Origin of the sequence: Trabulsiella odontotermitis, assembly GCF_001297775.1 — a bacterium.
Classification (GTDB): domain Bacteria; phylum Pseudomonadota; class Gammaproteobacteria; order Enterobacterales; family Enterobacteriaceae; genus Trabulsiella; species Trabulsiella odontotermitis.
In genome coordinates this window covers 106,282-127,680 of sequence record NZ_LIFX01000007.1, presented here as the reverse complement: position 1 = coordinate 127,680, position 21,399 = coordinate 106,282, and the positions used below count along the sequence as shown (strand labels likewise).

Below are 21,399 nucleotides of genomic sequence, written 5' to 3'. Positions count from 1 at the left end.
ACAGGGAGAAACAGGATGAGTGTCAGTCAGAGTGCCTGGGCAGGTGCCGGAGCTGCTGGCGGGAATGCAGGACGCCGTGAAACGATTGCCTCGCAAATGCGTCAGGACACCCCTGACAGCTATGAAATACCCAACGCCGGGGTCAGCGATGCTGAACGTGCTAACAATACGCTGCTGGATATCGCTGAAAGCCAGGAAATGAACATGGCGGTCACCGCAGGGATGGGGGTATATGCGATTGCCGCTGGTTCTGCCGGGCCATTTGCCGTGGGGCTGGCTGCCGGTATGGTGGGCGGTTATGCCGGCAGTTATGTGGGTGATATGGCCGGACATGCTATTGCAGGCGCCCTGGGAATGGAGAAAGTCGCCACGGAGGGGGACATTCCTGCCAGGCTCGGCGATCCGATTGCGCATCAGAAAAAAGACTGGGGATTGTGGGGGGCTATTGGCGGTGTGCTGCTGGGGGCGGTTGCGGTGGTTGCCGTAGGCGCGCTGATTGTTGCCACCGGAGGTACGGCGCTGGTGGTGGTCGCTGGTGCCGCGGCGGCGGGCGGCTTTGTGGGTGGCGCGGTGGCGTCTGCCGGTGCCGCGATGAGTCAGTACGGTGAAAATAAAGGCACCATTATCGAAGGATCGCCAGACGTCTTTTTTGAAGGACGTCCTGTCGCCCGAGCCGGTGACCGGGTTGCCTGCAAGGACCATCCCGGCCCCGACGAAAAAATCGCGGAAGGCGCGAAAACCGTACTGGCCAATGGTAAACCGATTGCCCGACTGGGGCATCGGACCACATGTGACGGCAATATTAATGCAGGCTGTGCAACCATTACCGAAACCCTGGAAACCGCTTTCGTTTATGAGGTGAAAGACAGCCGAAGCCCGTGGTTACGCTGGGCGGCGGTGATTGTGAATTTCTTACCCATTCCCAGGGGAAAGAAAGGTGGCCAGGGGGCAACAGAAGATGGTTTACCGACCCGGTCAACATCCCAGGACGGGCCTAATTCAAACAGAAGTATGTGTGCCGGTGATCCTGTGGATGTCGCCAGCGGGGATTTTCTGCAGGAATGGCCGGTTATTGCCATTCCCGGCGTGCTGCCTCTTGAACTTACACGCATCTATCGCTCATCTCAGCCATTCAACGGCAGTTTTGGCGCGAAATGGGCAGACAGCTGGTCGCAGCGTCTGCAGCTGGAAGCCCAGTCCGTCAGGTTTGTGACGGAGCAGGGAATGGGACTGGTGTTCCACACGCCCGATGATGCTGTGCATGCCATCAATCTACATGAAGGACGCTATGTTCTGTTCGGTAACCGTTCCGGTGTACTGCGCATCTTTGATCGCCACCGTCAGCAGGTGCTGATTTTTGGTGAAGGGGACGGTGATACCCGCAGACTGTCAGCGATTGAAGACCGCACGGGGAATGCCATTCGCTTTGCCTACCGACACGGGGAACTGGATCGCATTGAGCACAGCGATGGTTATGCCCTGCATGTGGAAATGAACAATGGTCAACTGCGGCATGTGGAGCTGGTGACGTCGCACAGCAGGCAATGGCTGGTGAAGGCGGAATACGGGGCCCTGGGATATCTGGCGTCCTGTCAGAGTTTGCAGTATGGCCATCTGTACCATGAATACACGCCGCAGGGATATATGTCCCGCTGGCATGACACAAGTGAAACGGATGTTTCCATCACTTATGACGTGAACGGGCGTGTGCTGTCCACCCGCACCCGTCACGGACATTATGAAGACAGGTTTGAATACCACGACACACAGCGCCACACTCGTTATTTCGATGCGGAAGGTGGCGTCACGCACTACTGGTATAACGAAGACGGTCTGGTCACCCGCAGCGTCGACCCGCTGGGCCGGGAAAATCGTTTTGAGTGGGATCTGAGTAACCTGGTATCGCAAACCGATGCGCTGGGGCGAACCACCACATTCCGCTGTAATGAATATGGCGATACCGAAGAAATCATCACCCCTGACGGAGAAAGCTGGTGCTGGCGCTACGATGACTATGGGCAGGCAACGGAAGTTGCGGCATCCTCCGGCGCCCGCTGGCAGTGGGTTTATGGCGACAACGGAGAACTGATTTATTCCACCGACGCTGAGGGACGGCGTGCGGAATATCGCTATGGCGGAAAGGGTGAGTTGCTGCGGCAGATACTGCCGGGTGGTGTGCAATGGCGTTATGACTATGATGCTCACCGTCGACTCCGGCAGGTTGAAAATCCTGCCGGAGACATTACCCAACTTCACCAGGATGTGCTGGGAAGGGTGATGTCAGTGCGTGATGCGCTGGGGTTCACCACCCGGTATGGTCATCACGCAGAGCACGCAAGCCCGGCGGGCAGTGTCACGGAAATTTATCTGCCGGACGAGGTAACGCAGTACATCGGCTACACGAGTGAACGTCTGCAGGCCAGTTTCACCGACGGGGAAGGAAAAAAGACCCGTTACCGCTATGGCGCGTTTGATTTACTGATGCAGGTGGAAAGGCCGGACGGACAGTCACTGCGGTTTGACTATGATCGTCTGGCCCGGTTAACGACGGTCACTAACGCGGCAGGAGACATCTGGCGTTACGTTCGTGACGGGGCCGGGCAGGTCACAGAGGAAAGGGACTTTGCCGGGCGGGTAATGCGCTATGAATACGATGCTGTTGGGCGCCGCATCAGAGCATGGTTGCCTGGAAATGAAGTGGTGACGAGTCATTATGACAGGGACACTGACAGGCTGTTGAAGCAGCAATACTGGTACTGCACAGAGGAATGCAGCCAGTTGCGGGGCACTACGGATTATGTCTGGGATCGGGCCGGGCGACTGCTGAAGGCAGATAACGGCGAGGCGGTGGTCACGTTTGAGTATGATGCAACCGGCAGGCTGGTGGCTGAATGTACAGACGGGCATCGTGTTGAGTACGGGTACGATGACGCAGGCAGGCAAACCGAATTCAGGCCGGGCAGACTCGCGATGGGGCTGGGCTACGATGGTTCCGGCAGATTGTCGCGAATGGAAGTGGCAGGTCATGACCCGCTGAACCTGCACTATAACGCGCGGGGAGAAGAGCAGTTGCGGGAGAGCGGGGCGGGTTTTGCTCTGCTGAGTAATTACACGCCTGCAGGACTGCTGGCAAACCAGGCGGCGGGTATGTATTCGTCGCTGTTGCAGCACCAAATGGATGACATGGGGAACAAGGCCGTTCCCCTGGCCGGGACCGCCGTCAGCCGTCGCTGGTATTACGACAAGGCGTACAACATCACTGGTATTGATGATCAACGGTGGGGACGCAGTCGGTGGCAGTATGATGTCAACGATCAGATCATCCATGCACATTTCAGTGGCGCGAAACCCCTCGAAGAGTCGTTCCGCTACGACGTGAATCAGAACATGGTGGCTCATCACTGCTCGGCGATGATGCAGGAGAGCCAGCAACACACGTTGCAACGGGGCCGGGTGACGGAGAAAGGGCCATTCCGTTATACCTATGATGAAGCAGGACGACTGACCGAGAAGCGGGAACTGCGGGATGGTTTTCGTCCGCAATGCTGGAAATACCGCTGGAACAGTCAGAACCAGCTGTCAGAGTTACAGACGCCAGGAGGAGTGCGCTGGAAATACCGCTACGACGCCTTTGGTCGCCGGGTCCGTAAATGGCGGGTGGCGGCAGGAACAACGTCGGACGTAGAGTCAGGTGTTGTCTGGCACTGGAGTGGGGATCGGATGACTGAAGAAGCGCCGCTGTATGCCGACGGCACGGTGGCGTGGGATAAATCGGTATACTGGCTGTATGCCCCGGGCGCTCTGACACCGTCGGCGCGGTATGAAGAGGGGCATCTTCACTATGTGGTGGCCGATCATCTGGGTACGCCCCGGGAATTGCTGACAGAAACCGGCAGACTGGCGTGGTCCTCGCGGGCAAAAACCTGGGGACGAATGGATTACTGGGCGTTGCCCGCGGCCAACGATGGCGAGCTTCAGCCGCAGTGCGCCCTGCGTTTTCCGGGGCAGTATGAGGACGAGGAATCAGGTTTACATTACAACCGGTATCGGTATTATGACCCTGAGACAGGGCAGTATTTATGCGCGGATCCGATAGGGTTAGCAGGGGGCGGAAATCTCTATTCTTACGTCAATAACCCACTTAATTGGATAGACCCCCTTGGACTGGTGGGGTGTCCTAGCAGAGAAGTTAACGGAACTAAAATATATGGTACAGGCCAGAAAGATAAGACACCAGGACATGACCAGTTCTCGGAAGTGATAGCTAATAAACTTGCTATGAGTGGCAAATTTAAAGAGATCTATTTGAATAGATCATATAGCTTTGCTAATCAAGGAGGGGCAGGACGACGACCTGACATTATGGCTATTGATATGAATGGTAGAGTTCATGCTATAGAGTTGGCATCTAAAACGGACATGGGAAGAAAACTCCCAACGCTTAGCTCTCGTAATGATGCCGCAATGAGAAACTTACCATCACATCAGCAAGGTGAAATTATAGTTATTAAACATCCATATAAAGCATTAGACATTAAATCAGCATTGGATAATTTGATTTCAGGAATATAAGGGGCGGGTATGTATTCTGGAGTGGCTATATATGATACAAAAAAAATTGGCACTGCAGTAGCTTGTGAGTTGGGTGTGGAAATTTTAAATGAACTTGGTATATCTATCACGAGCGCTGGGTATTACGAAATTTTGGACGGCGGCGACCATGATATTATAGAAATATCGTTCTCTGAATTGAAAGAAAAAATTGAGAAGGAGGAGGTGACTTCATTCAGGATATATTCTGAGGTCGAAAAAATTCGACCGTGGCATGCCTGTTTTGGTTATATGACTGATGAGTTTGTCGGATTTAACTATATTGATATACAATACCCAAGTGTAGATGGTGAATTACAAAATATAAAAAGGATTCTGAAATCGATGTCGGATAAACTATCTTGTTCATATGGCATTAACTATCATGAGGAAGAAGTGACTAAAGTATTTTTCTATGCCACAGGTGATAGTTTGGTGAATATATATCCATATGAAAATTCATCATTATTTAAAAGAGAATGTCCGAGTAGAAAAGGGCTGGAACGCTATAAGAAAACTATGCTAAGAATGGTATACCCAGGTAACATAATAAATAATTATCATCTTAGTATTACTCTCAAAGGAATTACGTTAAAAGAATGGATTTTAAGTGATGTGCGTCATGGTTCTCTTGAAAAATTAAACGATGAGATGTGGTTGTGGTCTGTTGAAGAAAATGAACTTGATAGTATAAATAAATGTCTTGGAGAAGCTGGGATATTGATATCATGGAAGCCACAAATTATAAAAGAAAGAACAAGGATTTTGCCAAAATAATTGCAGATACTCATAAGAGTAGATAGTGGAAATTTTTTCTGTTGGGTTGTAAATGGTTGCATCATAACATGATGAAATACAGTTATTCATGAAGTTAAAATATTCCTTAAATGTTAGAAGGAATTAATTCAGGTAAGCCATGAGGCTATCTCAATCAGTAATTGAAAGGTTATTGAAAATTAAGTGGTTTTCAGCGGTTGGTAAAGAAACAAGTATGCCGAATGTCATGTTAGCAATGTCCTTAGATGAGGCTCAAGATTTTTTAGCTGATCCTCAATGGGAAAACGTCACTTTGGAGGAAGCTAATGCAATTTCAGGTTACCTGGCAACTAAACATGTAACTATACTTCAGGAATGGAATGACGTAGCGAAAGAAGCAAAGGTATATTTTGATAATGATATAAGCCCTAAGATTCCACAACTAAATGATTTTGATAATTTACTATTAAGACAGTGCGTGGAATGGGATGTAATGCATTATCTGATAGAGGATTTTTATAGTAAAAAATTAACTTCCCCCTTATTTTTTAATAGGCTTTTATCTATATATGAGTCTGGTCATATACCTTGTGGTTGGCAAGGGAACTGGCCAAAAGGTCAATTGGTTGTATATTAACTTACCATATCAATAGAATATATTTGGATGATTTTATATTAGGTGCTGTAAATGAAAAGACATAACGTAATACATCTATTCTCGGTTGAGGTTGCTAAAGCATAACGTTTTTATACGACCGTAGGGCATTATCCTCGTTGTTTACACGGCCTCAAACGAAAGCGGAAGCATTCATTCGTCGCCGCCACCAACCCATTTTGCGAGCAGCATTCCGGATCTGCACTCTGCTCCGCTTGCCGTCATGAAACCGCTTGCGACCTGTAACCGATAACAGTATTGTTCATCCGCACCTGCAAAATCAGGTGTCGGGATTAGCCTCCTGAAACGTGTTACAGGCGACACATGACGCGTCCGCGTCTTTTTTGTGTCGCGCGCACGGCTACACCTCAATGGCGGGCCGGGCGGGGGCGTCGCAAGACGCGCCGGTTTCCTGTAACGCCGGTAAGGCTAACCCCGTTCGGTTCCGCCACCCGCGAGATTAGCCTCTCCGGTGGCGGAAATATAACCCGTTACAGGAGGCTGCCACGATGGCTACGATCCCTACTCAGACTCACCCGTTACTTTCTGTTCCTTTCAGTACCCGGACGGATTTCACTGTCCTTGCCGATCACTGTGAAAAATTCGCCGAAACGTTAATTGAAAGCGACGAACCGGCGTTGAAAATGGCGCTGTGCGCCCGCCTCAGCGCGTGCCTGACCTTGTTACAACCGACGTTGAACGACCCTGTGCCGAACCATCTGCTTGAAAGTCTGACGATTGATACGCTTCCACCCCTGAAACCCGCGTTTGATCCGGATTCAGAGTTGCTCTGTGATTACTGCCTGACGCTGGCGAAGCTGCTGTCCGGACAGGTGCTGGTACCAGAGGCAGAAAAGACCTTAACCGGATTATTGTGCGAGCTGGTCTGGTTCTTCGCGGCGGATACTAAAAAACCGCGCTGGATACGGACAAGTGAAGGAGTGATGTCGGTTGAGGAATTGATGGAGCCGATATTCACTTTGTAATATTCCGGTCGCTTCTGTGGTTAACGCGCTGGCCGGTTGAAACGCCAGCGCTTTGCAAACTGCTCCAGAGAACAGCAGAGCAGGTAATAGACGACGCCGGTAAAGATAAAAATGGCTGCCGGGTAAATTTGCACCCGGTTGTTCACCTGTCCTGCAACTGTGGTCAGTTCAGGCACGTTCACAATGAACGCCAGTGACGTATCTTTCAGCAGGCTGATAAAAATCCCCACCAGAGACGGAAGAATATTCCTCAGAGCCTGCGGCAGCAGCACACACCACAACGTTTGTCGTGTACTGAATCCCTGAGACAGGGCCGCTTCGTACTGCCCTGACGGTAACGCCCTCAGACCAGCTAATACCGAATGCATCACCGATGCCGCCGTAAACCAGGCCAGCGCCAGCGTCACGGTGAGCGCCCCCGGAAGATCGCTTCCGGTGATGAGTGGCAGAAGATACCACATCCAGAAAATCACAAAGATTAACGGAATGCCGCGAATCAGTTCTGCCCACAAAAAGAGCGCCTTGCGCACGATCCCGGTAAAGCGCCAGGCCAGACACGCCAGAGCAATCCCGCCGGGCAGGGCGAGTAGTGCAGCCCCCAATGCCATCATCAACGAGAGCAATACCCCACCAGGTTCACCAGCGGCCGCGCGTCCCCACAGAAGATAATCCAGGTTATCGGCAATGACATTAAGTCCGGCAATCATGTTTTTCACTCCCTGTCGTGACCATCGCCTGGTGTTTGCGTTTTGCTCCTGGCCCGATACGTACCAGGAGTAACCCCATCACGACACCGGTCAGGAGATAGAGCACTGTACCGACGGTAAATGCCTCCAGCGCATGCGCGTTGTAGCTTTCGATCTGCCTGACCTGACAGGTCAGTTCGGCAAAGCCAATCCCGCTGGCGAGGGAGGAGAGCTTCATCAGGTTGAGATACTGCCCCACAACGGGCTGCCATGCGTTAGCCAGCCCTTGTGGCAGAAGGATGTAACGAAACAAACGCCACGGGGAGAATCCCTGCGCGAGTGCCGCTTCTCGTTGTCCGGCAGGGACTGAACGTAACCCTGACTCCACCTCCTCGATTAAAAACGCCGAGGTGAAAACCCCTAATCCCCAAGCAGAACATAAAAACTCGGGGGTAAACCACCAGACGTCACCGGGCAAAATGGACCAGTTGTGATCCGCATTCACCACATCTCTGAACACCTGGGGCAGCCAGTTCCAGGCGGCGAAATACCAGAACAGCAGTTGCACCAGCAGCGGGGTATTGCGAAACAGCGAGACCCAGCCATTAACCACCGCGCTGCCGAAGCGTCTGCCTGAGAGGCGCAGTAGAAGGAAAAGCAGTGCAAGCAGACTTGCAAGAATCGCCCCGGCGAGCGTAACCCACAGGGTGGTGAGAAAACCGGATAAAATCCACTGCAGAGGCTGCCCGGTCAGCACGCCCTGCCAGTCGAGGGTTGGCATTACAACAGCTCCTGGTGCAGAGGGTTCAGGACTTTTTGCAGAAACCGTTGCGCACGTGGATGTGATGGTTGCCTGAAAAATTGCTCCGGCGGTGCGGTTTCAAGGATTTGTCCACCGTCGATAAAAACAATCCGGTCGGCAATTTCCCGGGCAAACTGCATCTCATGGGTAACCACAATCATGGTGATCCCACTGTGGGCGAGGGCTTTCATCACAAACAGCACTTCACCAATCATCTCCGGATCCAGCGCGGAAGTGGGTTCATCGAACAGAATGATTTGCGGCGATGAGGCCAGGGCGCGGGCAATTGCCACCCGCTGTTGCTGGCCGCCGGACAGTTCCGCGGGGAAATGGTGGGCTTTTTCCAGCATCCCGACGTTTTCCAGCAGTGCCAGTGCGCGTTCCTGAGCTGGCTGGGGCTTCCAGCCGTGAACATGCTCCAGCGCCAGGGTGATGTTCTGGCTGGCGGTGAGATGGGCATAAAGATTGAATTGCTGGAACACAAACCCGACCCGGCTACGCAACTGACGTAGCCCGTTACCGGAAAGCTGTCCGGTAGGTTTGTTGTCAACCAGGATCTCCCCGCCGCTCAGGGTTTCAAGCTGGTTGATGAGACGAATCAGGGTGGATTTACCGGAACCTGAAGGGCCGAGGATGGCAACCACTTCACCAGGCGTAATGGTGAGGTTGATGTCGTTTAAAACTTGATGGTCACCGTAGCGTTTGTCCACATGACGAAATTCGACGCTGGCCTGTTTCAGATGTGAAAAATCCGCGGCACTGGCCGCGGAGTGTGAAAATAAACCTGAGAACATATTACTGGGCTTCTATTTTAAAGGCGCGAGGCTGTGGAGAAGGCGTGTCCGGGCCAAACCAGACATCGTAGATTTTTGCCGCCTGACCATTCTTCTCAAGATTGACCAGCTCATTGTTGACCGCTTTCAGCAGTGCCGTTTCGCCTTTTTTCACCCCAACGCCAATCTCTTCTTTACTGAGCAGATCGGGCAGGATTTTAAAGTTCGCTTTATCCGGCGCCTGGGCCAGCAGACCTGCCAGAATCGTGCTGTCCTGGGTGATGGCCTGCACGTTGCCATTGCGCAGTGCTGTCAGCGCCAGTGGAATGTCGTCATAAGAGAGCACGCGGGACTGCGGAAAACGCTGGTGCAGTGCCTGTTCGCCCGTCGTTCCCTTAACCGCGCCGATTCGCGCCCGGCCATAGTCATCGAGCTTATCCGGTGATTTTGCCGGAACCAGGAATTGTTGGCCTGTGACAAAGTAAGGGGTAGAAAAATCAATCACCTGCGCCCGTTCCGGGGTGATGGTAATATCCGCCACGATCAAATCCGCTTTTCCGGACTGCAACAGTGGAATGCGGTTGGCCGGGTTGGTGGCGACCAGCTCCAGCTTCACGCCAAGCGCTTTTGCCAGTGCTTTGGCGAAGTCCACGTCGTAACCCACGATCTCATGGGTTTTTGCATCTATTGAACCAAACGGCGGGTTGGCATCAAAAGTGGCCACTTTTACCACCCCCGCAGCCTTAATATCCGCCAGCTGATCGGCCTGTGCCTGGGCTGAAAGCAGACTGCCAGCCGCCAGTAATCCCAGCACCAGTGTCCGTTTTTTAAACCATTTTATGTTTGCTGCCATAGTAATAGATCATCCCGTGTTTTTGTTTTGTCCCGTTACGCTCCCATAAGCGAAAGCTATCGCCAAATAAGAAATCGTTCTTTGCTATTAGCAAAAAAGCATTAGTGAACAATGTGTTAACGATGAGTAAAGGAACGGTGGAAGCTATTTGCAAATTTTGCACATCGACAGTCAGCATTGGTATTTCCCCTGCACGGAAATTAGTGGTTTAACGTAGAAAGGTTGAGCGCGAGGGTAAAGACGATGAAAAAGTGGATAAGCACGTTACGGCGGTTTTTTGCGACCCGATCAGCGAATGCGGAGAACAGCGCGCAACGTGTTCTTGAGTCAGTACTGCCTGTCGCCAGCCTGTATGGCGTGGATGTCGCCAACATTGATCCGGAGTGGTTCCGTGATAAAACGCCACGCTGAACTGCGCCGCACGCGAGAAATGTACTGGAATGAGCTGTGCGATAATGCATGCAGACTTGCCGCGTGCGGCGGGTAATCGAATGACGTTCGACGGCGAGTTCGTATCTCAGAAAGCAAAAAACCAGCCCTAAGGCTGGTTTTTCTAAATAGTGGTGCCCGGACTCGGAATCGAACCAAGGACACGGGGATTTTCAATCCCCTGCTCTACCGACTGAGCTATCCGGGCAACGGGGCGCATTAAACCGTAATCAGCGCCCCCCGTCAACCCAAATTCAGCAAAAACAGCGCGTTTGCTTAACTTTGCGGCAGTTTGGCCGCAAACCGCGCATTTCAGGTAAGGGCACCGCTCTGGCGGCATTGGGCAAAGCGCAAAATGTCTTCGGCAAGGCGTTGTGCGGTGTCGACATCCGCCTGGCTGCGCTTCACCAGCATCCGGCTTAAACAGCCTTCCAGGATAAGCTCCATTTGCTTTGCGACCATCGCCGGATCATCGACTTCAAGCTGAGTCAGCAGCTCGTGCGTGTAGTCATGCGCGGCGCGTTTTTGCTGATCCGCCAGTTGATGGATAGGGTGCTCGGGATCCGGGTAAAACGTACAGGCGGCGATAAACAAACAGCCCGGATAACGATGATTACTGACACACTCGGTCAGCGCGGCGTAGCGCGCCAGCAGTTTTTGCTCAATGCTCAGCTCTTCATTCAGCAGCAACTGGCGCTGCCAGATTTCCACCTGCTGGCTGAGGTGGCGCAGCGCGTCATACACCAGCGCCTCTTTGTCTGGCCAGAAACGCATGAGCGCGTCGAGCGGATAGTTAACGCGCTCGGCCACCATGTCGAGCGAGGTGTTGGCAATCCCTTGTATCTCAAGTAATTGCAGGGCTTCTCCCAGCACATCTTCACGTTGCACGGCACATTCCTCCCTCTGTCTCACTCAAAGTGTCGTTTACTGAGGCCGTTTCTGCAAATGCGCGCGAAATGCCTCAGCGTCCATAAATCCGGTCACGCGCTGCCCGGTAAGCTCTTTTCCACCCCCATCAAAGAACAAAATGGTGGGAAGCCCGAGAACCTGTAAATGGCGGAGCAGCGCTGCGTCCTGTGGCGTGTTTCTGGTGACATCCGCCTGCAGCAGAACCGTGTTTTCGAGCGCTTGCTGAACGGATTTATCGCTGAAGGTATATTTCTCAAATTCCTTGCAGGCCACGCACCAGTCAGCGTAGAGATCCAGCATGACCGTTTTGCCCTGTGCCTGAGCCAGCGCCTGGTTGAGATCCTCAACCGTACTGATGCGCGTAAAGTTCAGGTGCGCCTGCTGCTGAACGGTGGATGTCCCAAATGCCCAGTCCTGCAAGGGGCGTGCGCCAACCAGTGCCGCGGCCAGCAGGAGGATTTGCAGAACGCGAATCCACGGCTTGCTGACGCTGAGCGATGTAATAAACGCCCAGCCGAAGAAGGCGACGGCGAGCATCGACCACAGCCGTAAGCCCCAGACCTCGCCAGTGATGCGTTCGAGCAGGAAAACCGGCAGGGCGAGGATCACAAAGCCGAACGCGGTTTTGACGTGTTCCATCCACGGGCCACTTTTCGGCAGCAGACGGTTGCCGAATACGGTGACCAGAATCAGCGGCAACCCCATGCCGAGCGCGTACAAATAGAGCGTGCCGCCGCCGAGCCACAGGTTCCCGCTCTGGGCGATGTAGAGCAGAATCGCGCTCAGCGGGGCGGTGGTGCACGGCGAGCAGATAAGCCCGGCAATCGCGCCCATCGCAAACACACCGCCCAAAGAGCCGCCCTGACGGCGGTTGCTCATCAGCGTTAAGCGGGTCTGCAGCGACGAAGGCAGTTGCAGCGTGAACAGGCCAAACATCGACAGCGCCAGCAGGATGAACACCACGGACAGCCCGATCAGCACGTAAGGGTGTTGCAGCGCCGCCTGGAACTGAAGCCCTGCCGCCGCGACGACCAGCCCGAGCAGGGTGTAGGTCAGCGCCATTCCCTGCACATACACGAACGCCAGCAACAGCGCGCGGGCGGTAGAGAGGCGCGCTTTACCGCCGAGCACAATCCCGGAAATCAGCGGGTACATCGGCAGCACGCAGGGGGTGAAGGCGATACCAATGCCAATAATCAACGCCCATAACGCGGAGAAGGGGAGTTCCGTTTTCACCGCCGGTTGCGGTTGTGGTTGCGCGCTGGCGGGCGGTGTGGCGGACAGTTGTGCCACTTCGCTCAACGGCACCTTTTTGGTCTCCGGCGGATAACAAAAACCGGCGTCGGCACAGCCCTGATACGTCACCGTCAGCGTGCCGCCTTTCGCGGCCTGAGTGATGGTCAGCGGCAGCGTCAGACGCTCGCGGTAGATCTCGCTTTCGCCATAGAACTCATCTTCATGCCACTCACCGGCAGGCAGTTGTGGCGGCGCAATACTGGCGTCGGCAGGCTCGATGTTGATCTGTTTGCGATAGAGGTAATAACCGTCTTTTATCTGCCAGGAGAGCGTCAGATCGTGCTGGTTCTGCTGAAAATCAAAGGCGAACGCCTGATCGGCAGGCACAAACTGAGAACGACCGGGCGCATCGAACAACCCGGCAAAGGTGGACGTGCTGCACAGCAGCAGGATCAGCGTAAAGATGCGTTGAGCCATGAGAGGTATTCGTTATCTCCGTGGGTGACGGGCAAAACCAGTAATTCAGGGGTTTGATATGGGTGATGAGATTTCAGGCAATCCAGCAGCGCCTGCTGATGTTCTGTATTGGTCTTAAGCAGCATCTGAACTTCGTATTCCTGCTCAAGTTTTCCTTCCCAGTAGTACAGCGACGTGGCGCCTGGCAGCAGCGTCACGCAGGCGGCCAGCTTTTCAGTTAATACCTTCGCTGCCAGATCCTGCGCGGTGGCTTCATCGGGGGCAGTGCAGAGAACAACAACGACAGCGGTACGATTGCTTTCACCGGGCATAGACACCTCATCAGAGCGAACGGCCTGAAAAAGAACAGGAGATTACTATACCAGCGAGAGAGGAAAACGACTAAGCGGCGACGTGTAAAGCTGAGAAAACGGGACGCCGGAGCGTCCCGTGGTGGTGGGTTACAGCATGACGCTTCCCAACAGGAAGCCGAAGCACACGGCGAAAACCACGCCCATGGTGCCAGGGATAAAGAACGGATGGTTAAAGACGAAGCGTCCGATACGGGTTGTACCGGTGTCGTCCATCTGCACCGCCGCGACCAGTGTCGGGTAGGTCGGCAGAATGAACAGACCAGATACCGCCGCGAAAGACGCTACTGCGGTCAGCGGAGTGACGTTCAGCGCCAGCGCCATCGGCATCAGTGCTTTCGCCGTTGCTGCCTGAGAGTAGAGCAGCGCGGACGCAAAGAAGAAGATCACCGCCAGCAGCCACGGATGGCCCTGAATCACGGTACCCGCAGTGTCTTTGATCCAGTCAATGTTGTTGGAAACGAAAGTATCGCCCAGCCACGCCACGCCCAGGATACAAATACAGGCGCTCATACCGGCTTTAAAGGTGCTGGAGTTCAGGATGCTGTCGGTTTCCACACCACACAGAATGGTGGTCAGGGTTGCCACGCTCAGCATGATGATCAGGATAGCGTTGGTGGTGTTCATCAGCGGCGTTGCCACCAGTCCGAGGCTCGGGCTGTTGATAATCGCATAAATAACCACGCCGACAACGCCAAGCAGGAACAGCAGCACGGAGAGTTTTGCACGTGGTTTGATAACCAGCTCTTTTTCGCCACGCAACTCGATCAACCCTTCTTCAAGACGCTTCAGATACACCGGGTCGTCAGACAGTTTAGAGTTGAACAGGATGGTCACCAGGAAGGACATCAACAGCACCGCCAGCAGCGTGGACGGAATGACCACAGACAGTAAATGAATGTAGCTGATGCCGTGACCTTCCATGACGGAAGACATATACACCACAGCCGCGGAGATCGGCGATGCGGTGATAGCGATCTGCGCCGAGACCACTGCGGTGGAGAGCGGACGGCACGGCTTGATGCCTTGCTCCTTCGCCACTTCAGCGATAACCGGCAGCGTTGCCAGAGAAATATTACCGGTACCGGCAAAAATCGTCAGAAAATAGGTGACGATCGGCGCCAGAATGGTGATGTATTTTGGATTTCTACGAAGAAGTTTTTCAGTCTGATTAACGAGGTAATCAAGACCCCCTGCCACTTGCATTGCCGAAATAGCCGCAATAACGGCCATGATGATGGAAATAACGTCAAACGGAATGTTCCCCGGTTTGACGCCGATGGCCGCCAGGACTAATACTCCTAGTCCTCCTGCGTAACCTATGCCAATTCCCCCCAGCCGGGCGCCGACAAAGATTGCCGCTAACACGATGATGAGTTCGATGACTAACATAACTGCTTCCTTGATTGTTGAGCGTTGGATAATTAAATGTTGTGTTTTAGTATCCAATAAAAGTGAGAAAGGCATGCCATTTCTGACATGCCTCTCTCATTTTACTCTGAACTAAAATTACTGTTCATTTTCGTCTGTATAACGTTTTGCTTTGTATGCCGGATGCATCAGGTTCTGCGGAGAGAAGATGTCATCCAGTTCGGCTTCGGTTAAAAGACCGCGTTCCAGTACCACTTCACGCACGCTCTTACCGGTTTCGGCGCAGATTTTACCGACAATGTCGCCATTGTGGTGGCCGATGAACGGGTTGAGGTAGGTGACGATACCGATAGAGTTGTAAACGAAACCTTCGCACACCTCTTTGTTCGCGGTAATACCGTTAATGCATTTTTCCAGCAGGTTGTAGCAGGCGTTGGTGAGGATGTGGATGGATTCAAACATCGCTTCGCCAATCACTGGCTCCATCACGTTCAGCTGCAACTGACCGGCTTCAGAAGCCATGGTGACGGTCGTGTCGTTACCGATGACTTTAAAGCACACCTGGTTGACCACTTCCGGCACAACCGGGTTCACTTTCGCTGGCATGATAGAAGAGCCTGCCTGCAGTTCCGGCAGGTTGATTTCGTTCAGACCCGCACGCGGGCCCGAAGAGAGCAGGCGCAGGTCGTTACAAATCTTGGACAGTTTCACCGCCAGACGTTTCAGCGCACTGTGAACCATAACGTAAGCGCCGCAGTCAGACGTTGCTTCAATCAGGTCTTCTGCCGGAACGACCGCCAGGTTGCTGACTTCCGCCAGTTTCTGCACCGCCAGGTGCTGGTAACCATCTGGCGTGTTCAGACGGGTACCGATCGCCGTTGCGCCGAGGTTAACTTCCAGCAGCAGTTCGGAGGTGCGCAGAATGTTTTTGGTCTCTTCGTTCAACAGAACGTTAAAGGCGTGGAATTCCTGACCGAGGGTCATCGGTACCGCATCCTGCAACTGGGTACGACCCATTTTGAGGATGTCCTGGAATTCAACGGCTTTATTCTGGAAACCATCGCCCAGCTGATTCACCGCGTCGACCAGTTTCAGGATGGACGCGTAAACCGCGATACGGAAGCCGGTCGGGTACGCATCGTTCGTCGACTGGCATTTGTTGACGTGATCGTTCGGATTCAGGTACTGGTATTCACCTTTCTGGTGCCCCATCAGTTCCAGACCGATGTTTGCCAGCACCTCATTGGTATTCATGTTCACGGAGGTTCCTGCGCCGCCCTGGTAGACGTCAACCGGGAACTGATCCATGCATTTTCCGTTATTCAGAACTTCGTCACATGCGGCAATAATGGCGTTCGCGATGTCTTTAGGAATGGTGTGCAATTCCTTGTTAGCCAGCGCAGCGGCTTTCTTAACCATCACCATGCCACGTACAAACTCAGGAATGTCGCTGATTTTGCTGTTGCTGATGTAGAAGTTTTCAATCGCTCTCAGAGTGTGGACACCATAATATGCGTCCGCTGGAACTTCCCTGGTGCCCAACAAATCTTCTTCGATACGAATGTTGTTTAACATGTGAACCTTCTTTTTCAAGCTGCCAATGAATTCACCAAACACACAACATTAATGGGAATTATGTGTGTTTTCTGACCGACGATTATTTCCTTAATCGGTCTGGTGCCCACGATCATATGCTGATGATAGCTAAATGCAGTAATCTGGATCACTTATTGTGGCTTGTTTCGCATAAGAATCATTAATCTGTGAAATGAGTCACCGCTTTGTGATTTTCGGCAAAAATAACGTTGCGTTCCGCTTGAAATCCGTCACTTCACCACCACTACAAGTCAATGCGAATCGCAAACCCATACCGGCAGTGGCGACATCGCCCCTGTTACTAAAGGAGAAGCCAGTGCGCTGGATACCGTTTGTTGCCTTCTTTCTCTACGTTTATGTCGAGATATCTATTTTTATCCAGGTGGCCCATACCCTGGGCGTCCTGTTGACACTGGTGCTGGTGATCTTCACTTCGGTGATCGGGATGTCGCTGGTGCGTAACCAGGGCTTCAAGAACTTCATGCTGATGCAGCAGAAAATGGCGGTGGGTGAGAGTCCGGCAGCCGAGATGATCAAAAGCGTGTCTATCATCATCGCCGGTCTGTTGCTGTTGCTGCCGGGTTTCTTCACCGACTTTCTGGGGTTATTGCTGCTGTTGCCGCCAGTGCAGAACCACCTGACGGTGAAACTGATGCCTTACCTGCGTTTTTCCGCGATGTCCAGCGGTGGTTTTAGCGGCGGGAACAGCGGCGGAAATACCTTTGACGGAGAGTATCAGCGTAAGGATGACGATCGCGATCGCCTCGACCACAAAGACGACCGCTGACAGGCACGGCCCGGTATTCAGCCGGGCATTTTTTTATGCGGTAACCGTTTTGCGCTTCGGCAACACCAGCCACAGCACGACCAGCATGATAATGGCGTAGAGACTCTTCCAGCCCACCATCACCAGTAACAGCAGACACAGCGCGCCGCCGATGGCCGCCAGCAGTTTGTATTTCCCTTTCAGCAGCCGGCACCCCGCCACCATGCACAGCAAATAGATGATGATGAAAATGCCGTTGGCGTAGACGATGAGCGCATCGAGATTAATATTGAGCCAGTAGACGCAGACTGAGCTCAGCACGCAGCAGGCCAGTACGGCATTCAGCGCGTTGACGGGCAGATGACGACGGGAGAGTCTGGCGAGGCGGCTTTGCGGTGAATACATCGCCTGCGACCACACCAGACGGGCGAAGCTTTGAATATAGATGTTCAGGCTGGCGAAGCAGGCGAGATAACCGATCACACAGGCAATCCACAGCGCTTTTACGCCGAACAGGTTAACGACAATCCCCGGGAGCGATGCCGCCGCCGCGCGGTCCGCGCTGTAAGCGTTAAAATGCAGCACCACCACCGTACAGGCCCAGTAAACGGTGCCCGCCAGCAACAGGCCAATCATCAGCGCGCGAGGGAAGTCGCGCTCCGGGTTTTTAAATTCCGACGCCAGATGCGCGAAGGCTTCCAGGCCGACAAAGCACCAGAACATCACCGACAGGGCGGAAAACAGTTGCGGGACATTGACAGCATTGATCGCCGGGAAGGGAATATTCGTGACGGAAAGGTCGCCGGAATACCAGATTGCGACAATAAGTGCGACGATAAGAACCGCCACCACCGTCTGCAAATTAGCGCTGGAACTGGCGCCGCGTGAACCCACCCACCAGACAATCGCCAGCGTACCGAATTCCGCAAACAGCAGTTGCTCATCATGCCAGCCAAACAGCGCCTGACCAAAGCCAGTGGCGATATGCAGGGCGGCAGGCAATCCAACCGGGATCACCGAGAGAAACAGCCAGCCGGTGACCCTTTCCAGGCGAGGGCCGAACGCCAGCCCGACGAAGTGCGCCACACCGCCCGCGCTGGGGAAATGGCGACCAAGAATGGCGAACACGATCGCGACGGGAAACACCAGAACGATAAGCACCGGCCAGGCCCACAGGCTGTTATCCCCGGAAACCAATGCCGCCAGCGCCGGAACGGCAAAAACACCGGTTCCCAATAACGATGTCGCCAGTAAACCAATCCCTTGCGCGAGGCCAAGCTCCTGCTTTAATCCACCCATGCTTATCGACCACCCAGGTCCGCCAAAAACTACAGAAGATAAAGCGTATCACACCCGTTGGCCTTAGGCTTTAAGCGGATATTTCTTTCTTCGGTGCAATGAAATGGGATCCCAGAAACATTAAGAAAAATTTTTTTCTTATTACCCCTTGAAGGCCCAAAAACTTATCCCCATCTCTCTGGTCACTAGCCGGTAAACCGTTTACGGCCCGGCGTCACCCATAACTGATAATGACTTTCTCAAAGGAGAGCTATCAATGAGTATTCGTCCGTTACATGATCGTGTGATCGTCAAACGTAAAGAAGTTGAATCAAAATCCGCTGGCGGCATCGTTCTGACCGGTTCCGCAGCAGGTAAATCAACGCGTGGCGAAATCATCGCTGTCGGTAAGGGCCGCATCCTGGAAAACGGTACTGTGCAGCCACTGGACGTTAAAGTCGGCGACATCGTGATTTTCAATGATGGCTACGGTGTGAAATCTGAGAAGATCGACAATGAAGAAGTGTTGATCATGTCTGAAAGCGACATTCTGGCAATTGTTGAAGCGTAATTACGCACGAGAATTTGAGGAAATAAGAACATGGCAGCTAAAGACGTAAAATTCGGTAACGACGCTCGTGTGAAAATGCTCCGCGGCGTAAACGTACTGGCAGATGCAGTGAAAGTTACCCTCGGCCCGAAAGGCCGTAACGTGGTTCTGGATAAATCTTTCGGTGCACCGACCATCACCAAAGATGGCGTTTCCGTAGCACGTGAAATCGAACTGGAAGACAAGTTCGAAAACATGGGCGCGCAGATGGTGAAAGAAGTTGCCTCTAAAGCGAACGACGCTGCAGGCGACGGTACCACCACCGCCACCGTTCTGGCGCAGGCTATCATCGCGGAAGGTCTGAAAGCTGTTGCTGCAGGCATGAACCCGATGGATCTGAAACGTGGTATCGACAAAGCGGTCGTTGCTGCGGTTGAAGAACTGAAAGCGCTGTCCGTACCGTGCTCTGACTCTAAAGCTATCGCTCAGGTAGGGACTATCTCCGCGAACTCCGACGAAACCGTAGGTAAACTGATCGCTGAAGCGATGGACAAAGTCGGTAAAGAAGGCGTGATCACCGTTGAAGACGGTACCGGTCTGGAAGACGAACTGGACGTGGTTGAAGGTATGCAGTTCGACCGCGGTTACCTCTCTCCTTACTTCATCAACAAGCCGGAAACTGGCGCCGTAGAACTGGAAAGCCCGTTCATCCTGCTGGCTGATAAAAAAATCTCTAACATCCGCGAAATGCTGCCAGTGCTGGAAGCCGTGGCGAAAGCAGGCAAGCCGCTGGTGATCATCGCTGAAGACGTTGAAGGCGAAGCGCTGGCGACACTGGTGGTTAACACTATGCGCGGTATCGTGAAAGTGGCTGCAGTGAAAGCACCGGGCTTCGGCGACCGTCGTAAAGCGATGCTGCAGGATATCGCTACCCTGACTGGCGGTACCGTAATCTCTGAAGAGATCGGTATGGAGCTGGAAAAAGCGACCCTGGAAGATCTCGGCCAGGCAAAACGCGTTGTGATCAACAAAGACACCACCACCATCATCGATGGCGTGGGCGACGAAGCTGCTATTCAGGGCCGCGTTGGACAGATCCGCAAACAAATCGAAGAAGCCACTTCTGATTACGACCGTGAAAAACTGCAGGAACGCGTAGCGAAACTGGCAGGCGGCGTTGCTGTCATCAAAGTCGGTGCAGCAACTGAAGTGGAAATGAAAGAGAAGAAAGCACGCGTTGACGACGCCCTGCACGCGACCCGTGCGGCGGTAGAAGAAGGCGTGGTTGCTGGTGGTGGTGTGGCGCTGGTTCGCGTTGCTGCGAAACTGGCTCACCTGACTGCTCAGAACGAAGATCAGAACGTCGGTATCAAAGTTGCGCTGCGCGCAATGGAAGCACCGCTGCGTCAGATCGTCTCCAACGCCGGTGAAGAGCCGTCTGTTGTGGCGAATGCGGTGAAAGCGGGCGAAGGTAACTACGGTTACAACGCGGCGACTGAAGAATACGGCAACATGATCGACTTCGGTATTCTGGACCCAACCAAAGTGACCCGTTCTGCGCTGCAGTACGCGGCCTCTGTTGCTGGTCTGATGATCACTACCGAGTGCATGGTCACCGACCTGCCGAAAGGCGATGCGCCTGACTTAGGTGCTGCTGGCGGTATGGGCGGCATGGGTGGGATGGGCGGCATGATGTAATCTGCCCCCCTTCGCACCCTACATCCTTCAGGCTGCAGATGCGTTGGCTACGTTCGCGAACCCCAGTCACTTACTTCAGTAAGCTCCAGGGGATTCACAAACTTGCCGCCTTCCTGCAACCAGAATGATTTGGGTGCTTACTCCATCACACAGAATTGAAAAACCCCCGGTCAGAAATGGCTGGGGGTTTTTCTTTTGGTCATCTTTTTAGTATAACGTTCAACACGGACAAGTTGTGTCCAGCTCATTGATAACGAGGAATAACATGCGCGTAAAAGTCTGTGCAGGGATCGTCGGTGCCGCGTTGCTGCTGGCGGGTTGCAGTTCCAGCAGTGAACTGACCGCAGGCGGGCAGAACGTTCGCTTTGTTGAAGATAAACCCGCAGCGGATTGCCAGCTGTTAGGAACGGCGACCGGCAAGCAGAGCAACTGGCTCTCTGGTCAGCATGGTGAAGAGGGCGGCTCCATGCGTGGTGCGGCAAACGCGCTGCGTAACCAGGCGGCGGCAATGGGTGGCAACGTGATCTATGGCGTCAGCAGCCCGACACAAGGCATGCTCTCAAGCTTCGTGCCGACCGACAGCGAAATGATTGGTCAGGTTTATAAGTGCCCGAACTGATTTACGGGTCATGAAGATG

Annotated in this window: 20 protein-coding genes and 1 tRNA gene; 9 read left to right on the top strand and 12 right to left on the bottom strand. The window is 53.4% G+C overall.

Annotated elements, in window-relative coordinates; all coding sequences use genetic code 11:
- Positions 1–15: 15 nt before the first annotated feature.
- The 4 genes from AOY23_RS11165 to AOY23_RS11150 all read left to right on the top strand — a co-directional run bounded on the left by AOY23_RS11165 (position 16) and on the right by AOY23_RS11150 (position 6,987).
- Positions 16–4,572, top strand: coding sequence for an RHS repeat-associated core domain-containing protein (locus AOY23_RS11165; protein ID WP_054179703.1), 4,557 nt, complete (start codon positions 16–18; stop codon positions 4,570–4,572).
- 9 nt (positions 4,573–4,581) lie between these two features.
- Positions 4,582–5,367 (top strand): hypothetical protein, encoded by a 786-nt coding sequence (locus AOY23_RS11160; protein ID WP_054179702.1) that lies wholly within the window; start codon positions 4,582–4,584, stop codon positions 5,365–5,367.
- 139 nt (positions 5,368–5,506) lie between these two features.
- Positions 5,507–5,983, top strand: a complete 477-nt coding sequence (locus AOY23_RS11155) for a hypothetical protein (protein WP_054179701.1) — start codon at positions 5,507–5,509, stop codon at positions 5,981–5,983.
- A gap of 527 nt (positions 5,984–6,510) precedes the next feature.
- Positions 6,511–6,987 carry a hypothetical protein gene (locus AOY23_RS11150; RefSeq protein ID WP_054179700.1) on the top strand — a complete coding sequence of 159 codons (477 nt, stop codon included), beginning with the start codon at positions 6,511–6,513 and terminating at the stop codon, positions 6,985–6,987.
- A gap of 20 nt (positions 6,988–7,007) precedes the next feature.
- Here the strand turns inward: AOY23_RS11150 and AOY23_RS11145 are convergent, their stop codons facing one another.
- Genes AOY23_RS11145 through AOY23_RS11125 form a run of 5 tightly spaced genes read right to left on the bottom strand, consistent with a single transcriptional unit; the run spans position 7,008 to position 10,279 of the window.
- Entirely contained in the window at positions 7,008–7,694 is a 687-nt protein-coding gene (locus AOY23_RS11145; protein WP_054179699.1) for an amino acid ABC transporter permease, read from the bottom strand.
- On the bottom strand, positions 7,678–8,454 hold the full coding sequence (locus AOY23_RS11140) for an amino acid ABC transporter permease (RefSeq protein WP_054179698.1): 777 nt from the start codon (positions 8,452–8,454) through the stop codon (positions 7,678–7,680). Before AOY23_RS11140 ends, AOY23_RS11145 begins: the two co-directional genes overlap by 17 nt.
- On the bottom strand, positions 8,454–9,269 hold the full coding sequence (locus tag AOY23_RS11135) for an amino acid ABC transporter ATP-binding protein (RefSeq protein ID WP_054179697.1): 816 nt from the start codon (positions 9,267–9,269) through the stop codon (positions 8,454–8,456). The genes AOY23_RS11140 and AOY23_RS11135 overlap by 1 nt, the downstream gene beginning before the upstream one ends.
- Position 9,270: 1 nt before the next feature.
- On the bottom strand, positions 9,271–10,101 hold the full coding sequence (locus AOY23_RS11130) for an ABC transporter substrate-binding protein (RefSeq protein WP_054179696.1): 831 nt from the start codon (positions 10,099–10,101) through the stop codon (positions 9,271–9,273).
- Positions 10,076–10,279, bottom strand: coding sequence for a hypothetical protein (locus AOY23_RS11125; RefSeq protein ID WP_054179695.1), 204 nt, complete (start codon positions 10,277–10,279; stop codon positions 10,076–10,078). The genes AOY23_RS11130 and AOY23_RS11125 overlap by 26 nt, the downstream gene beginning before the upstream one ends.
- A gap of 65 nt (positions 10,280–10,344) precedes the next feature.
- On the opposite strand from AOY23_RS11125, the gene AOY23_RS22880 reads away from it, so the two are divergent.
- The gene (locus tag AOY23_RS22880; protein WP_162838554.1) at positions 10,345–10,512 is read left to right on the top strand and encodes a hypothetical protein; all 168 of its coding nucleotides are present in this window, start codon (positions 10,345–10,347) and stop codon (positions 10,510–10,512) included.
- A gap of 150 nt (positions 10,513–10,662) precedes the next feature.
- Here the strand turns inward: AOY23_RS22880 and AOY23_RS11120 are convergent.
- From AOY23_RS11120 to aspA, 6 genes are all read right to left on the bottom strand, one after another.
- A tRNA-Phe gene (locus AOY23_RS11120) sits at positions 10,663–10,738 on the bottom strand.
- Between the two features lie 104 nt (positions 10,739–10,842).
- Positions 10,843–11,418: a transcriptional regulator gene (locus AOY23_RS11115; protein ID WP_054179694.1), complete on the bottom strand. Its 576-nt coding sequence runs from the start codon at positions 11,416–11,418 to the stop codon at positions 10,843–10,845.
- A 36-nt stretch (positions 11,419–11,454) separates the two neighbouring features.
- Positions 11,455–13,152, bottom strand: a complete 1,698-nt coding sequence (locus tag AOY23_RS11110) for a protein-disulfide reductase DsbD (RefSeq protein WP_054179693.1) — start codon at positions 13,150–13,152, stop codon at positions 11,455–11,457.
- Positions 13,128–13,463: a divalent cation tolerance protein CutA gene (gene cutA / locus AOY23_RS11105; RefSeq protein WP_054179692.1), complete on the bottom strand. Its 336-nt coding sequence runs from the start codon at positions 13,461–13,463 to the stop codon at positions 13,128–13,130. Before cutA ends, AOY23_RS11110 begins: the two co-directional genes overlap by 25 nt.
- A 129-nt stretch (positions 13,464–13,592) precedes the next feature.
- Complete coding sequence (locus AOY23_RS11100; RefSeq protein ID WP_054179691.1) at positions 13,593–14,894, bottom strand: anaerobic C4-dicarboxylate transporter; 1,302 nt, start codon at positions 14,892–14,894, stop codon at positions 13,593–13,595.
- Between the two features lie 117 nt (positions 14,895–15,011).
- Positions 15,012–16,448, bottom strand: a complete 1,437-nt coding sequence (gene aspA / locus AOY23_RS11095; protein ID WP_054179690.1) for an aspartate ammonia-lyase — start codon at positions 16,446–16,448, stop codon at positions 15,012–15,014.
- Positions 16,449–16,785: 337 nt separating this feature from the next.
- Here aspA and AOY23_RS11090 point away from each other — a divergent pair, with 337 nt between their 5' ends.
- A complete protein-coding gene (locus AOY23_RS11090; RefSeq protein WP_054179689.1) occupies positions 16,786–17,256 on the top strand; it encodes an FxsA family protein in 471 nt (156 codons plus the stop codon).
- A 33-nt stretch (positions 17,257–17,289) separates the two neighbouring features.
- Here the strand turns inward: AOY23_RS11090 and yjeH are convergent, their stop codons facing one another.
- Positions 17,290–18,534 (bottom strand): L-methionine/branched-chain amino acid transporter, encoded by a 1,245-nt coding sequence (gene yjeH, locus AOY23_RS11085; protein ID WP_054179688.1) that lies wholly within the window; start codon positions 18,532–18,534, stop codon positions 17,290–17,292.
- Positions 18,535–18,790: 256 nt separating this feature from the next.
- On the opposite strand from yjeH, the gene AOY23_RS11080 reads away from it, so the two are divergent.
- The 3 genes from AOY23_RS11080 (at position 18,791) to AOY23_RS11070 (ending at position 21,380) form a co-directional block, all read left to right on the top strand.
- The gene (locus tag AOY23_RS11080) at positions 18,791–19,084 is read left to right on the top strand and encodes a co-chaperone GroES (RefSeq protein ID WP_013367964.1); all 294 of its coding nucleotides are present in this window, start codon (positions 18,791–18,793) and stop codon (positions 19,082–19,084) included.
- A 30-nt stretch (positions 19,085–19,114) separates the two neighbouring features.
- Positions 19,115–20,761, top strand: a complete 1,647-nt coding sequence (gene groL, locus AOY23_RS11075) for a chaperonin GroEL (RefSeq protein ID WP_049857140.1) — start codon at positions 19,115–19,117, stop codon at positions 20,759–20,761.
- A 265-nt stretch (positions 20,762–21,026) separates the two neighbouring features.
- The gene (locus AOY23_RS11070; protein ID WP_038156333.1) at positions 21,027–21,380 is read left to right on the top strand and encodes a DUF4156 domain-containing protein; all 354 of its coding nucleotides are present in this window, start codon (positions 21,027–21,029) and stop codon (positions 21,378–21,380) included.
- The last annotated feature ends 19 nt before the right edge of the window (positions 21,381–21,399 follow it).

Excerpts from the sequence above, each read along its gene's own strand:
- AOY23_RS11165 (WP_054179703.1), top strand. The coding sequence starts at position 16 with ATGAGTGTCAGTCAGAGTGCCTGGGCAGGTGCCGGAGCTGCTGGCGGG.
- AOY23_RS11160 (WP_054179702.1), top strand. The coding sequence starts at position 4,582 with ATGTATTCTGGAGTGGCTATATATGATACAAAAAAAATTGGCACTGCA.
- AOY23_RS11155 (WP_054179701.1), top strand. The coding sequence starts at position 5,507 with ATGAGGCTATCTCAATCAGTAATTGAAAGGTTATTGAAAATTAAGTGG.
- AOY23_RS11150 (WP_054179700.1), top strand. The coding sequence starts at position 6,511 with ATGGCTACGATCCCTACTCAGACTCACCCGTTACTTTCTGTTCCTTTC.
- AOY23_RS11145 (WP_054179699.1), bottom strand. The coding sequence starts at position 7,694 with ATGATTGCCGGACTTAATGTCATTGCCGATAACCTGGATTATCTTCTG.
- AOY23_RS11140 (WP_054179698.1), bottom strand. The coding sequence starts at position 8,454 with ATGCCAACCCTCGACTGGCAGGGCGTGCTGACCGGGCAGCCTCTGCAG.
- AOY23_RS11135 (WP_054179697.1), bottom strand. The coding sequence starts at position 9,269 with ATGTTCTCAGGTTTATTTTCACACTCCGCGGCCAGTGCCGCGGATTTT.
- AOY23_RS11130 (WP_054179696.1), bottom strand. The coding sequence starts at position 10,101 with ATGGCAGCAAACATAAAATGGTTTAAAAAACGGACACTGGTGCTGGGA.
- AOY23_RS11125 (WP_054179695.1), bottom strand. The coding sequence starts at position 10,279 with ATGCTGACTGTCGATGTGCAAAATTTGCAAATAGCTTCCACCGTTCCT.
- AOY23_RS22880 (WP_162838554.1), top strand. The coding sequence starts at position 10,345 with ATGAAAAAGTGGATAAGCACGTTACGGCGGTTTTTTGCGACCCGATCA.
- AOY23_RS11110 (WP_054179693.1), bottom strand. The coding sequence starts at position 13,152 with ATGGCTCAACGCATCTTTACGCTGATCCTGCTGCTGTGCAGCACGTCC.
- cutA (WP_054179692.1), bottom strand. The coding sequence starts at position 13,463 with ATGCCCGGTGAAAGCAATCGTACCGCTGTCGTTGTTGTTCTCTGCACT.
- AOY23_RS11100 (WP_054179691.1), bottom strand. The coding sequence starts at position 14,894 with ATGTTAGTCATCGAACTCATCATCGTGTTAGCGGCAATCTTTGTCGGC.
- aspA (WP_054179690.1), bottom strand. The coding sequence starts at position 16,448 with ATGTTAAACAACATTCGTATCGAAGAAGATTTGTTGGGCACCAGGGAA.
- yjeH (WP_054179688.1), bottom strand. The coding sequence starts at position 18,534 with ATGGGTGGATTAAAGCAGGAGCTTGGCCTCGCGCAAGGGATTGGTTTA.
- AOY23_RS11080 (WP_013367964.1), top strand. The coding sequence starts at position 18,791 with ATGAGTATTCGTCCGTTACATGATCGTGTGATCGTCAAACGTAAAGAA.
- groL (WP_049857140.1), top strand. The coding sequence starts at position 19,115 with ATGGCAGCTAAAGACGTAAAATTCGGTAACGACGCTCGTGTGAAAATG.
- AOY23_RS11070 (WP_038156333.1), top strand. The coding sequence starts at position 21,027 with ATGCGCGTAAAAGTCTGTGCAGGGATCGTCGGTGCCGCGTTGCTGCTG.